Origin of the sequence: Bradyrhizobium sp. (genome assembly GCF_035701725.1) — a bacterium.
Lineage (GTDB): Bacteria > Pseudomonadota > Alphaproteobacteria > Rhizobiales > Xanthobacteraceae > Bradyrhizobium.
On sequence record NZ_DASSRP010000231.1, the window covers coordinates 1 to 13,222 of the forward strand.

At 62.4% G+C, this 13,222-nt stretch carries 13 protein-coding genes; 9 read left to right on the plus strand and 4 right to left on the minus strand.

All coding sequences use genetic code 11. From position 1 onward, the window contains the following. Positions 1 to 88 precede the first annotated feature (88 nt). Both VFL62_RS13400 and VFL62_RS13405 read left to right on the plus strand, forming a co-directional pair. Positions 89 to 1,015, plus strand: a complete 927-nt coding sequence (locus VFL62_RS13400) for a hypothetical protein (RefSeq protein ID WP_325172859.1) — start codon at positions 89 to 91, stop codon at positions 1,013 to 1,015. A 26-nt stretch (positions 1,016 to 1,041) separates the two neighbouring features. Further along, positions 1,042 to 2,217, plus strand: a complete 1,176-nt coding sequence (locus VFL62_RS13405; protein ID WP_325172860.1) for a TAXI family TRAP transporter solute-binding subunit — start codon at positions 1,042 to 1,044, stop codon at positions 2,215 to 2,217. A gap of 77 nt (positions 2,218 to 2,294) precedes the next feature. Here VFL62_RS13405 and VFL62_RS13410 read toward each other — a convergent pair whose 3' ends face one another. Continuing rightward, on the minus strand, positions 2,295 to 2,669 hold the full coding sequence (locus tag VFL62_RS13410; RefSeq protein ID WP_325172861.1) for a YkvA family protein: 375 nt from the start codon (positions 2,667 to 2,669) through the stop codon (positions 2,295 to 2,297). 82 nt (positions 2,670 to 2,751) lie between these two features. Beyond that, on the minus strand, positions 2,752 to 3,045 hold the full coding sequence (locus tag VFL62_RS13415) for a 4a-hydroxytetrahydrobiopterin dehydratase (protein ID WP_325172862.1): 294 nt from the start codon (positions 3,043 to 3,045) through the stop codon (positions 2,752 to 2,754). Positions 3,046 to 3,306: 261 nt separating this feature from the next. Here VFL62_RS13415 and VFL62_RS13420 point away from each other — a divergent pair, with 261 nt between their 5' ends. Then, positions 3,307 to 4,734 (plus strand): TAXI family TRAP transporter solute-binding subunit, encoded by a 1,428-nt coding sequence (locus tag VFL62_RS13420; protein ID WP_325172869.1) that lies wholly within the window; start codon positions 3,307 to 3,309, stop codon positions 4,732 to 4,734. Positions 4,735 to 4,848: 114 nt separating this feature from the next. Next, on the plus strand, positions 4,849 to 5,106 hold the full coding sequence (locus tag VFL62_RS13425) for a hypothetical protein (protein WP_325172863.1): 258 nt from the start codon (positions 4,849 to 4,851) through the stop codon (positions 5,104 to 5,106). A 93-nt stretch (positions 5,107 to 5,199) separates the two neighbouring features. Here VFL62_RS13425 and VFL62_RS13430 read toward each other — a convergent pair whose 3' ends face one another. Then, the gene (locus tag VFL62_RS13430; RefSeq protein ID WP_325172864.1) at positions 5,200 to 5,823 is read right to left on the minus strand and encodes a TIGR00730 family Rossman fold protein; all 624 of its coding nucleotides are present in this window, start codon (positions 5,821 to 5,823) and stop codon (positions 5,200 to 5,202) included. A 128-nt stretch (positions 5,824 to 5,951) separates the two neighbouring features. Between VFL62_RS13430 and VFL62_RS13435 the strand changes: the two genes are divergently transcribed. After that, complete coding sequence (locus tag VFL62_RS13435; protein ID WP_325172865.1) at positions 5,952 to 7,514, plus strand: alkaline phosphatase D family protein; 1,563 nt, start codon at positions 5,952 to 5,954, stop codon at positions 7,512 to 7,514. Position 7,515: 1 nt separating this feature from the next. Here VFL62_RS13435 and VFL62_RS13440 read toward each other — a convergent pair whose 3' ends face one another. Next, on the minus strand, positions 7,516 to 7,899 hold the full coding sequence (locus VFL62_RS13440; RefSeq protein WP_325172870.1) for a response regulator: 384 nt from the start codon (positions 7,897 to 7,899) through the stop codon (positions 7,516 to 7,518). 205 nt (positions 7,900 to 8,104) lie between these two features. Here VFL62_RS13440 and VFL62_RS13445 point away from each other — a divergent pair, with 205 nt between their 5' ends. From VFL62_RS13445 to VFL62_RS13460, 4 genes are all read left to right on the plus strand, one after another. Then, positions 8,105 to 8,866, plus strand: a complete 762-nt coding sequence (locus VFL62_RS13445; RefSeq protein WP_325172866.1) for a Crp/Fnr family transcriptional regulator — start codon at positions 8,105 to 8,107, stop codon at positions 8,864 to 8,866. A 243-nt stretch (positions 8,867 to 9,109) separates the two neighbouring features. After that, the gene (gene typA, locus VFL62_RS13450) at positions 9,110 to 10,936 is read left to right on the plus strand and encodes a translational GTPase TypA (RefSeq protein WP_325172867.1); all 1,827 of its coding nucleotides are present in this window, start codon (positions 9,110 to 9,112) and stop codon (positions 10,934 to 10,936) included. Between the two features lie 123 nt (positions 10,937 to 11,059). Further along, positions 11,060 to 12,304, plus strand: coding sequence for an NAD(P)/FAD-dependent oxidoreductase (locus VFL62_RS13455; RefSeq protein WP_325172871.1), 1,245 nt, complete (start codon positions 11,060 to 11,062; stop codon positions 12,302 to 12,304). A 40-nt stretch (positions 12,305 to 12,344) separates the two neighbouring features. Then, positions 12,345 to 13,169 (plus strand): DUF3883 domain-containing protein, encoded by an 825-nt coding sequence (locus VFL62_RS13460; RefSeq protein ID WP_325172868.1) that lies wholly within the window; start codon positions 12,345 to 12,347, stop codon positions 13,167 to 13,169. Positions 13,170 to 13,222 lie beyond the last annotated feature (53 nt).

Below are 13,222 nucleotides of genomic sequence, written 5' to 3' on the forward strand. Positions count from 1 at the left end.
TTAGCAACACTTTAATTTAGTAGCGGGCAGGGGCCGTGAACTGATGCCGGCATGCCCGATGTTGCGTTAGTCAACGGGAGGCATCACCATGGCGCAGGATCCGCGCTACAACCGTTCGTATCAGGCTCCGTATGAATCGGACTACGGTTCATACGACAATCAAAATCAATATGCTGAACCGGTCGACCTCGACGCCTTCGGTTCACAACTCAGATCACAGCATCCGGCGCGATCGGTCGCGACCCGTGAAGAATTCCTTCCCGACGATTCCGTTCCGCTGTTTTTGTCGGGCTCGGACGAGGAAGTCCGTTCGTCGAAATTCGGCCGCCCGCGCAAGACCAGCTCTCGCGTCCTGAAGATCAGCGCGTTCGCGATTGCGGCGCTGATCGCGACTTTCGTCGCGGTCAAGAACCCATTCACCGTGTTTGCAAACGCCACCGCATCGCTGATGGGCGCTGCCGAGGTCCGGACGGCGCAAGCGCCGGCCGCCCCGCCCCGTCAGTCCGCGCCGGCGGCGGTGGCCTCAACGCCGGCGATGGTCGCGGGCCCCGCGCTCGCGACAGCCGCCGCGCCACTGCCCTCGCGCGATGAAATCGCCGTCGCGCTCAGGACCGCGCATCAGAACCAGCCGCCGGCCGATATCCCGCAGCCGGCCACGGCGGCAGCAGCGGCCGCGGCACCCCTTGCCATCGCGCCGCCGGCGGCCCCTGCGGCGCCGGCAGCTCCCCCGGCACGACGGATGGACAGCGAAGAGCTCGCCAATCTGATGACGCGCGCGCGTGCGTTGCTTGCCTCGGGCGATATTTCGCCGGCCCGCCTGTTGCTCGAGCGCGCCGCGCAGGCGCAGGACGCAAGCGCGGCCTTGATGCTGGCGCAGACCTACGACCCCACGGTGCTGGGAACGCAGGACATCCGCAACATCACTCCGGACCCGGCCATGGCTCGCAGCTGGTATCAGCGCGCCGCCCAGCTCGGCTCGGCTGACGCGCAGCGGCGTCTCAGCCAACTACAATAGTCGTCTTCATTCAGGGGTAGGAAAATATGCGACGTTTGATTGGAATGGCACTCGTTGCCACGATGCTTGCGTTCGGCTTCGCGGCGCGCGCTGACGAGACCACCGTTGATCCGGCCAAGGTCTCCGACAGCCTCAAGGCGATTTTCCAGTTCGGCTCTGCGCAAACCAAGCAGGCGCTGAACCAGAACACGGTGACACTGATCACCGGAACGATCGGCGGCACCTATGTGCAGTTCGGCGCCGACCTGGCCTCCGTGCTCGACGACGGAAACAAGTTGCGCGTACTTCCGATCGTCGGGCGCGGTTCCGTGCAAAGCGTCGCCGACATCCTGTTCCTGCAGGGCGTCGACATCGGCATCGTGCGCGCCGACACGCTCGACTATCTCGAGCGCAAGGGCTTTGCCAAGGACATCAAGAAGCAGTTCACCTATGTGACCAAGCTCTACAACGAGGAAATGCAGATCATCGCGCCGAAGTCCATCAACTCGCTGCGCGACCTCGAGGGCAAGACGGTCAGCGTCGACCTGCCGAACGGCTCAACCTTCGTCACGGTGCTGACGGTGGCCGACCGGATCGGGATGAAGGCGAACTGGGTCTATATCGAACAGCGCATCGCGATGGAGAAGCTGAAGAAGGGCGAAGTCGACGCCGTGATCGTGGTCGGCGGCAAGCCCTACAAGTCGGTGTCGAACTTCGCCAACGACGGCCGCTTCCACCTCGTGAAAGTCGACTACGAGAAGCCGCTGCAGGGCGACTATCTGCCGGCGACGCTGACCGCCAAGGATTATCCCAACCTGATCGCCGAGGGTGAATCGGTGGATACGATCGCGGTCCCGGCATTGCTCGCCGCCTATAATTGGGCGCCGAACACCGACCGCTACCGCAAACTCACCAACTTCGTGGATGCGTTCTTCACGAAATTCCCGCAGTTCCAGAACCCGCCCTTCCATCCGAAGTGGAAAGAGGTTTCGCTGTCCGCGCCGCTCGCCGGCTGGCAGCGCCTGCCCTACGCCCAGCAATGGCTCGACACGCACGGCATCGAACCGGTCTCCCGCAGCCGCTTTGACGACTTCCTGAAGCACACCTCGGCCGCCGGAAAGCTGCCGGCCGATACCGACAAGGAAACCTTGTTCAGGCAGTTCAAGGCCTGGGAGGCCGAGCAGAACGCCCGGGCTCAGGCGCCAGCGCCCAAATCAAGATAACGCTCCAAAAGACAGGGAGAGCGGGGGCCTGACGTGATCTTCACGTCAGGCCCTTTCAATTTGGCCGGCCGTTCCGATCAACCCGCGGATTCGGTGATCCGCCGCAATCTGGCGCGCGCCGCCTCGCGGTGCTCCGGCGCGATATGCGCCGCCACCAGACGGATCGCGGTAGCCAGCACCGCCGCATCGTCGGTGAACCCCAGCACCGGCAGCATGTCCGGAATAAAGTCGAACGGCAGGATGAAATAGGCGATGGCCCCAAGCAGCGCCGCCTGAACATGGCGTGGCGTCTTGAGATCGAAAGCGCAGTAATAGGCGCTGAGCAGATCCTCGGCGAACGGCAGGCTGGCCGCGACCCGCTTGAACTTGCCCCAGAAGCGCCTGCGGACGCTGTCGCGATCCTTTGCCAGCCGATCGGCCGGCTCGAACCCAACCGAGTGTTCGGAAATCATGGCTCTCGCGCTCACTTGTCGAAATCCGCGCTTAGCTGGGGATCGCGGATCGTTCCTGCAAGCTCTTGCAGAACGAGGTTGGCTATCCACCCGCGATCGCGTTCATCGCCTTGGCGAGTTCGAGGTCGCGTTTGGTGACGCCACCGGCATCGTGCGTCGAGAGCACCACCTCGACCGTTTTATAGACGTTGCGCCACTCGGGATGATGATCGTTTTTCTCGGCAACCAGCGCCGCGCGACTCATGAAGCCGAACGCCTCGTTGAAGTCCCTGAACACGAAGGTGCGCTCGATCGCGTCTCGCCCGGCGACCTCGTTCCAGCCCGGCAGTTCCTTGAGTGCCGATTTTCGCATCTCCGCCGATAACCGCTCTGTCACGTCAGCCTCCTCCGGCTTCTCGCCCGGCCCATTATCTAACATCGAACGAGGTTACGCGATCCGCAAAAGGGAAACGCCGCCCTTAAAAAAGGCGCTGTTGGATCAAAGACATGGGTCGGCAGCTGGCACTTGCGTCGTGCGAATGGGGCTGGCGCCACTAACCATGACGCCGATGTTATTCAAGGAAAGGTGCCAAATTTGCTACACTTTTGGCCGAACCGGATAGGCAGCCCCCCTTTGGACCTGAACTTTTCCCGATCGATGGCGAGCGGCGTCGATGCGGCGCCAGCCGCGCCGACGGAACCTCCGAATGGACCCGGTCCGCGCTTTTCGGCACGGCGAAGCACAGCGCTGGTGGTGCTGGCGGGAATTCTGGCGATCGTCGGCATGGTAAGCGCCGGCTATTATTTCGCGGTGCGCACCGTCGTGTTGCGGATTGCGGTTGGTCCCGCCAACAGCGACGATCTGAGGGTGGTGCAGGCGTTGAGCCAGGCTTTCGCGACCGCCCACAGCCAAATTCGCCTGCGGCCGATTCAGACCGATGGCGCGACCGCCAGCGCCCAGATGATTGCAAACGACAAGGCGGACCTCGCCATCGTTCGCGGTGATCTGAGCGTGCCGAAAAATGCGCAGGCCGTGGCGACCTTGCGCAAGAACGCCGCGGTGCTGTGGGTTCCGGCGCCGATGAAGAGCAAGAAATCCGCCGCGAAAATCACCAAGATTTCGCAGCTCGCCGGACACCGCATCGGCGTCGTCGGGCGCACGCCGGCCAATATCGATCTGCTCAAGGTGATCCTGCAGCAATATGGCATCGATCCCGACAAGGTCGACATCGTCCAGTTTCCGATCACCGATGCGGTTGACGCGATCCGCAGCCAGAAGGCCGACGCCTATCTCGCCGCGGGACCGGTCAACAGCAAGATCACGTCGGAAGCCGTGGCGGCCTCGACCCACGATGGCAAGGCGCCAACCTTCCTGAAGATCGATTCGGCGGAAGCGATCGCGCAAAATCATCCGATGTACGAGGCATCCGAAATTCCGGCAGGCGCCTTTGGCGGCTCGCCCGATCGCCCCGAAGAAGAGGTCAAGACGATCAGCTTCTCGCACCATATCGTGGCGCGAAAGGATTTGTCCGATAGCACCGTCGCCGCCTTCACACGGCAGCTGTTCGCGATCCGCCAGGCCGTCATGACCGAATTTCCGCTCGCGGCAAAGATCGAGACGCCAGATACCGACAAGGACGCCTTCGTCCCCGTGCATCCCGGCGCGGCGGCCTTTGTCGATGGCGAGGAAAAGACCTTCCTCGACCGCTACAGCGACATCATCTGGTGGAGCCTGATGGGCTTGTCGGCCATGGGCTCGATCGGCGCATGGTTCGCCGGCTACTTCAAGAAAGACGACCGCAGCAACACCTCCGGCCGTCGCGAACGTCTGCTCGATATGATTGCTGTGGCGCGCCACAGCGAGTCGGCCGAAGAGCTCGACCGCCTGCAGGCGGAAGCGGACGATATTCTGCGCGAGACGCTCCGTACTTTCGAAGAGGGCGGTATCGCCGAGGGCGCACTGACCTCCTTCAATATCGCGCTCGGACAATTTCACCAGGCGGTGGCCGACCGGCGGGCGGCACTGATAAATCTCGCGCAAAGCCTGCAGCGGGCCGGATCGGCGCTGCGCGTCACGGGAACCTAGCTTCGATCCGAAGCTCACAACGGGTGTCCATCACGCCAAGGTGTGCCGGCCCGGCGGAACGGAACCAAGCAAGTTCCGGTTTGCTCCTCATATTTACGAATTGAGGAGATCGTCATGCGATTGACGTTTGTGATCCCGGCCTTGGCCGTCGCTACGACGCTGGCCGCGCCTGCCGATGCGCAATATGACCGCGGATACGGCTATCACGGCTCCGGCTACTACGGCCCCGCTGACCGCGCGCGGGTCTACCGCCACGTCTATGAAGGTCCGGCGATCGGACCGCTGTTCTACGGTGACGGCTGGGTCCCGGAACCGATTTTCGACCATTCACGCACCGGCGGCGTTGATCCGAATATCCGCCCTCCGAGCTGAGCTGAAATTCGGGCCGTTCCCGATAACGTACTGTCTCTCCCGATCGGCCGGTCGCATTCGGATGCGGCCGGCGGACTCATTTGCAATCCGATCTCACAGCCACTTCGGCACGCTGGTCGGGACGAAGTGGCGCAATTGTTCGATCAGCGCGGCGGGATCGGCATTCACGCAAATCGAGTGCCGGTGCTCGGCCGGCAGAAATTTGCACGTGACCATGTGGTCGATGAAGGCAAGAAACGGCCGATAGAAGTCCGAAATGTTCAACAGGCCGACCGGCTTATCGATCTCGGACAGCTGGTTCATCGTCCAGACTTCCATCATTTCTTCCATCGTCCCGATGCCGCCGGGCATCGCGATGAAGGCGTCGGCGAGTTCGACCATGCGCTGCTTGCGAATGCGCAAGGAAGCCACGATCTCGCTGCGGTGAAGGTTTGGATGCGCATGGCCGCGCTGGCGCAACGTCTCGGTGATCACGCCATGCGCGGTGCCGCCGGCCTCGATCAGGCTGTCGGCGACGACGCCCATCAGGCCCTTCATGGTCCCGCCGTAGACCAGCGAGATCCCGGCGCTGGCCAGCGCGCGGCCGAGCTGGCGTGCGCCTTCGGCATACGCGTCCGAATCGCCGAAATTCGAGCCGCAAAAGACGGCGACGCTGGTGATGGAGCGCGGCACGGGTTCGACCTCGCGTCGGGTTGAAGCGGTTTTTCGTATCATCATGCGGAAAGATCAGGAGATCAACCGGCGCGCGGGCATGCGGAACGTGATCCCCGCGGCAATCAGGCGGTCATATTGGTCGCTTAGGTTTCAGCCGTGCTAACCTGCCGAATGATCGATCCGAGACGCACATGAAAGTTCGCCGCTTCCGTGGGATCTCCCGCCGACGTTTCATCAAGCACGCCGCCGGCGCCGCGGCCCTTGTCGCCATGCCCTATCTGTCCCGCGCCGCCGACCGGCCGCTTGTCAGTCATGGCGTGCAGTCCGGCGACGTCAGCGCCGACAGCGGCGTGGTGTGGGCGCGTGCCGACCGCCCCTCGCAGATGCTGGTCGAGGTCGCGACCACCGAATCGTTTTCGAATGCGCGGGCACTGCCGCCGATCGCAGCGCTCCCGGAAAGCGATTTCACGGCGAAGATGCTGCTCGAAAATCTTCCCCCCGGACAGGAGATCTTCTATCGCGTCAAATTCCGCGACCTCTCGCATCCCGACATTTCAGGCGAGGCCGCGAGCGGGCGCTTTCGTACTGCACCGGCCGACTGGCGCGATGTCAGCTTTGTCTGGGGCGGCGATGTCGCGGGTCAGGGCTGGGGCATCAATCCCGACGATGGCGGCATGGTGAGCTTTGCAGCCATGCACAGCCACCGTCCTGATTTTTTCATTCATTCCGGCGACACGATCTATGCCGACGGCGTCTTTTTACCCGAGGTCAAGCTCGCCAACGGCAAGGTCTGGAAGAACCTGATGATCCCGGAGAAGACGAAAGTCGCCGAGACCACCGACGAATTCCGCGCCGCGCACAAATACAATCTGCTCGACGACAATCTGCGCGGCTTCAACGCCGAGGTACCGATCTTCGTACAATGGGACGATCACGAGGTCGTCAACAACTGGTCGGCCTCGAAGCAGCTTCCCGCCGCCTATAAGGTGCGCGACATCAATCTGCTGGCGGCGCGCGCCTCGCGCGCTTTCCATGAGATGTATCCGTTGCGCGAGAGCATCGCCGAGCCTGGCCGGGTCTACCGCACGATTCCTTACGGGCCGCATCTGGACGTCTTCATGCTGGATGAGCGCAGCTACCGCGGTCCCAACGGGCCGAATTTGCAGGAAACCTACGGTCCCGACGCCTATTTCCTCGGACCGGATCAGATCGCCTGGCTCAAGCGCGGCCTCAAGGCTTCGCGGGCGACCTGGAAGGTGATCGCTTCCGACATGCCGCTCAGCCTCATCGTCTATAACGATTACGCCGATGGGCGCGGCCGGGGCTCGGAAGCCTTTGCGCAAGGCGACGGCCCACCGCGCGGCCGCGAGCTCGAGATCGCCGATCTCTTGCGTTTCATGCGCGACTCCAACATTGCCAACACGATCTGGGTGACCGCGGACGTGCACTATGCGGCTGCGCACTACTACAATCCGAACAAGGCGCAGTTTCAGGAGTTCATGCCGTTCTGGGAATTCGTCGCCGGCCCGCTGCATGCCGGAACGGGCTCGGGCAACGAGCTCGACCATACCTTCGGGCCCGAGGTGAGGTTCGTAAAGGCTGCGCCCGCTGGGGCCGTACTGTCGCCTTCCGATGGCTACCAGTTCTTCGGACATGTCAGGATCGACGGTGCGAGCGGCCAGATGACCGTGACCTTGCGGGACCGCAACGACGTCGCGCTGTGGTCGACGACGCTTGATCCCAAGGTGAATTGAATCACTTCACCACGCCGCGAGCGGCGCTTCTCAGTGCCGTTTCGAGCGCGTCGTCGGTGCAGGGCTTCGGCAAACGCGGCTTCTGTCTGAGCGCCGCGGGGAGCCCGGCCTCGGCGCCGTAGCCGCTGATGAACACGAAGGGAATGCCGAGTGCCTCCAGCCGTTCGGCCACTGCGAAGCTTTTTTCGCGCATCAGCGAGATATCGAGTAGCGCGAAGTCAGGTGGACGCTGCTCGATGAGTTGAAGCGCACGGGCGACGTTGCCAGCGGTGCGAACCGTCCGCACCCCGAAGCGCAGGATCGTATCCTCGAAGTCCATCGCGATGATCGCATCATCCTCGACAAGGAGGACGTCCTCGGGCAGGCCACTCCTGGGCGCATCCATCATCGCGGCAACGGGTTCCGGCAAAAGGCATGAATTGCGGCAGACCAGTTCTGCCCTAGATGCATCGGCGAGGGTTGACCTCTCCACTTCGCATGAAACCAACACACCCGCCGATTGTTGTCTGTGCACTTGTGCACGGAACTTCGAACGCCCCACGGCTATTGTGAAACCCCGCGGGGAAGAACGTAGCGGCAAGGCAGTACGGATGATCTCACAGGGAAGACCCGAACGCGGCGGCGATCGGCCGAACAACAATCTGCTCCGGCGGCTGAGCGAGAAAGACTTCTCGCTGATCGAACCGTATCTGTCGGCAGAGCATGCGATCGATGACGAGCTGCTCTACAATCCCGGCGATGATGTCGACGTCGTCCATTTTCCCTGCGACGCGAGCCTTGCATCCTATCTGGTGTCGAACGAGGACGGTCGCGATGTCGAGACGGTGCTGGTTGGACGTGAAGGCGCGGTCGGCGGCATTGTCAGTCTCGGGTACCTGCCGGCCTATACGCGCATCACGGTAAAGTTCGGCGGCCCGTTCGTGCGGTTGGGCGTCAGCAAGCTCGATGCGGCGAAGACGGCCTCGGTGTCGCTGCGCAACGTGTTCGCACGCTATGCCGACTGTCTGCTGGCGCAGATGTTTCAATCCACCGCCTGTAACGCGATCCACACCATCGAGCAGCGCACGGCCAAGTGGATTCTCTCGGCGATGGAGCGCACCGACGGCGACAACATCGTGCCGCTGACCCATGAGCAGCTCTCTACCCTGCTGGGAGTTGGCCGCAGCTATGCCAGCCGGGTGATCCAGACCTTCAAGGCCGAGCAGATCGTCGAGACCCGCCGCGGATCGATCGTGGTGCGCGACCCGGCCCGGCTCAAATTGCGGGCCTGCCTGTGTAATGAATCTGTCAAAAACCACTTCGAAGAGGTACTTCGGGGGGTCTATCCGACCGAAGCCGTCACGAGCAGCTAAAACCCCGCAAATAAACGGTCATTCGGGTTCACCAAACGGCAAACAAGCGATTGTTTTTCGGCGATTCCTGATTATATTGCGCCGCAGTAAGGGTATGCCCGGTCGACGACGGCCGGGCTTCCTTTTTGGGCGGCCAGAGACGCCCGTTTGACTCCAGGGTTTTGAACTTGATCCGAGGGCGCGCGTTCCGGTCTTTCCGGCGAGAACGTGACCACCTCCATTGCCTGACGCAGAAGAAACAACATGAACCTTCGCAACGTCGCCATTATCGCCCACGTCGACCACGGCAAGACCACGCTGGTGGATCGCCTGCTGCAACAGTCCGGCACCTTCCGCGAGAATCAGAAGGTCGCCGAGCGCGCCATGGACTCCAACGATCTGGAGCGCGAGCGCGGCATCACGATCCTCGCCAAGGCGGCGTCCGTGCAGTGGAAGGATACGCGGATCAACATCGTCGACACGCCCGGCCACGCCGACTTCGGCGGCGAGGTCGAGCGCATCCTCAACATGGTCGACGGCGCGCTGGTGCTGGTGGACGCGGCCGAAGGCCCGCTGCCGCAGACCAAGTTCGTGGTCTCCAAGGCGCTCAAGGTCGGCCTGAAGCCGATTGTCATCATCAACAAGGTCGACCGTCCCGACGCGCGGCCGACCGAGGTCATCAACGAAGTGTTCGACCTGTTCGCCGCGCTTGATGCCAGCGAAGAGCAGCTCGACTTCCCGATTCTCTACGGCTCGGCCAAGCAAGGCTGGATGGCCGACAGCCCGGAAGGTCCGAAGGACAAGGGCATGGAGCCGTTGTTCGATCTGATCCTGCGCCACGTCGCAGCCCCGCAGGTCGAGGATGGGCCGTTCCGCATGATCGGTACCATCCTGGAGGCCAATCCCTATCTCGGCCGCATCATCACCGGCCGCATTTCGTCCGGCTCGATCAAGCCGAACCAGGCGGTGAAAGTGCTGTCACCCGACGGCAAGCTGATCGAGCAGGGACGGCTGACCAAGATTCTCGCCTTCCGCGGCATCGAGCGCACCCCGCTCGACGAAGCCGAAGCCGGCGACATCGTCGCGATCGCCGGCCTCACGAAGGGCACGGTAGCCGATACCTTCTGCGATCCCTCGGTCGACACGCCGCTGCCGGCGCAGCCGATCGATCCGCCGACGGTGTCGATGTCGTTTATCGTCAACAACTCGCCGCTCGCCGGCACCGAGGGCGACAAGGTCACGAGCCGCATGATCCGCGACCGGCTGTTGCGCGAGGCCGAAGGCAATGTCGCGCTGCGCGTGACCGAAGCCGACGACAAGGACTCGATGGAAGTCTCGGGCCGCGGCGAATTGCAGCTCGCGATCCTGATCGAGACGATGCGCCGCGAAGGATTTGAGCTCTCGGTGTCGCGCCCGCGCGTCGTCTTGAAGAAGGACGAGGCCACCGGCGAGTGGCAGGAGCCGATCGAGGAAGTCGTGATCGACGTCGACGAGGAGCATTCCGGCGTCGTCGTGCAGAAGATGAGCGAGCGCAAGGCCGAGATGATCGAGATGCGGCCCTCCGGCGGCAATCGCCTGCGGCTGGTATTCTACGCGCCGACCCGCGGCCTGATCGGCTATCAGGGCGAGCTGCTCACCGACACCCGCGGCACCGCGATCATGAACCGCCTGTTCCACGGCTATGCCGCCTATAAGGGCGAAATCCAGGGCCGCCGCAACGGCGTTCTGATCTCCAACGATCAGGGCGAAGCGGTGGCTTACGCGATGTTCAAGCTGGAAGACCGCGGCCCGATGATGATCGAGCCCGGCTGGAAGGTCTATCGCGGCATGATCGTCGGCGAGCACACCCGCGACAACGATCTCGAAATCAACGTGCTCAAGGGCAAGCAGCTCACCAACATCCGCACCACCTCCAAGGACGAAGCGGTGCGCCTGACCCCGCCGATCCGGATGACGCTGGAAAAGGCGTTGTCCTATATCGAGGACGACGAGCTGGTCGAGGTGACGCCGAAGTCGATCCGCCTGCGCAAGAAGTTCCTCGACCCGAACGACCGCAAGCGCGCCGAAAAGGCCCGCGAGGCGGTGGCGTAAACTCCGCGCCATATACTAAGTCTGTCATGGCCGGGCTTGTCCCGGCCATCCACGTCTTGGATACTGGGAAAGTAAGACGTGGATGCCCGTGACGAGCACGGGCATGACGATGAAGCAGACAGTATCATGTCCCTCCCCTCTTCCATCGATGTTGCCGTGATCGGCGCGGGCGCCGCCGGGCTCGGCGCCGCGCATGCGCTCAAGCGCGCCGGCCGCTCGTTCCTGGTGCTGGAAGCGCGTGATCGTGTCGGCGGCCGCGGCCACACCATCATGGCATCCTCCGACGTGACCTTCGATCTCGGCTGCGGCTGGCTGCACTCCGCCGACCAGAACGCGTTCGTAAAAATCGCGGATCGGCTCGATTTCGAAATCGACCGCAAGCTGCCGCCGTGGCGCGAGCGCGCCTATGGCAAGTCGTTTCCGCCGGAACAGCGCGCCGAGTTCTTCCGCGCGATCGATGCCTTCTTCGACCGGATCGAACAGGCCGCCAAAGGCGGCGTCGATTATCCGGCGAACCTGTATCTCGAGCCGGGCAATCGCTGGAATCCGATGATCGATGCGATCTCGAGCTATATCAACGGTTGCGAGACCGACCGGCTGTCGATTCTCGACGTCGACGCTTATCAGGACACCAATATCAACTGGCGGGTGCGCCGCGGCTACGGTGCGCTGATGGCAGCTTACGGCGCGCCGCTGCCGATCGCCTTCAATTGCGCGGTGACCCTGATCGACCATTCCGACAAGCGTCTGCGCATCGAGACCTCGCAGGGCACGCTGACCGCCGACAAGGTCATCGTCACCGTGCCGACCAACCTGATCGCGCAAGGCGCGATCCGCTTTTCGCCGGCCCTGCCGGAGAAAGTCGATGCGGCGGCGAACCTGCCGCTCGGCCTTGCCGACAAGGTGATGATTGCGCTCGACGATGCGCAGGACCTGCCCACTGATGGCAATCTGCGCGGTGCGACGATGCGCACCGAAATGGGCACCTATCATCTGCGTCCGTTCGGACAGCCCTGCATCGAGGGCTTTTTCGGCGGCCGGTTTGCGCAAGCCCTGGAAGACGCCGGTGACGGCGCCATGGCGACGCACGCAATCGACGAGATCGTGTCATTTCTCGGCAACGACTTTCGCCGCAAGCTGAAACCCTTAAAGGAATCGCGCTGGGCGCATGATCCGTTCGCCCGCGGCTCCTATTCGCACGCGCTGCCCGGACATGCCGGCAAGCGTGCGGTGCTCGCAGCCCCCGTGGACGGCCGGCTGTTCTTTGCCGGCGAAGCCACCTCGCCGAACTTCTTCTCCACTGCCCACGGTGCTCACGATTCCGGAGAGCGGGCGGCGAGAGAGGTGATGGCGGCGCTCTTTCAATAGAAGGGCTAGACGCCTTGAACCGTTTAGTTCACTTTTAGGAATGGCCAGCGCCGGACAAGACTGGACTGACGAAGAGCTCGATCGCATCGTAGCCGACTATTTTGATATGCTTGGCGAAGAAGTTTCTGGCATTCCTTTCAACAAGGCGGCACACAATCGAGCGCTGAGACATCACATTGATCGCAGCAAAAGCTCTGTCGAATTCAAACACCGAAATATTTCGGCTGTACTAGTTGAGCTGGGCCTTCCGCGTATCCGGGGGTATTTTCCAGCCGAGAATTACCAAGGGGCAATTATCGCCTCAGTTGATCGTTTCCTATCTCGTAATCCCACTGCACTTCATCCCGAAAAGATCGCGCAAGGTTTTGCAGAGTCGCAGGGCTTATTTGTTGGAACGGCTCCTCCGCTCCTCCCTATTGCGCCGCGTCGAGCCGACATGGAGCGACTGGTGCGCAAGTTTGATCCGGTTGAACGCGACTTCCGCAACCGCAAGCTGGGGCGCGATGGAGAGGCTATGGTCTTCAATTTTGAACGGCAGCGACTCCAACAGATTGATCGGCCAGACCTAGCACGGAAAGTCACGTGGATATCGGAGGAGCAGGGCGACGGAGCCGGTTTCGACATCTTATCATTCGATGCGACAGGCAAAGAACGGCTTATCGAAGTGAAAACTACCGTCGGTACCGACATCACGCCGTTCTATGTCACGAGAAATGAGCTCTCCGTAGCTGCAGAACGGCCAGACGCCTTCCGGCTCTGCCGAGTGTTCGACTTCGCAGAGCATCCTCGAATGTTCGAGTTGGTGCCGCCCTTAGAGAAGTTCGTTCACTTATCGCCGCTTAGCTATAAGGCATCCTTCTCCTAGCAGTTTACTCCAACACCCTTGCCCGCATGTCCGCATCCGGCATGAAGCACGCA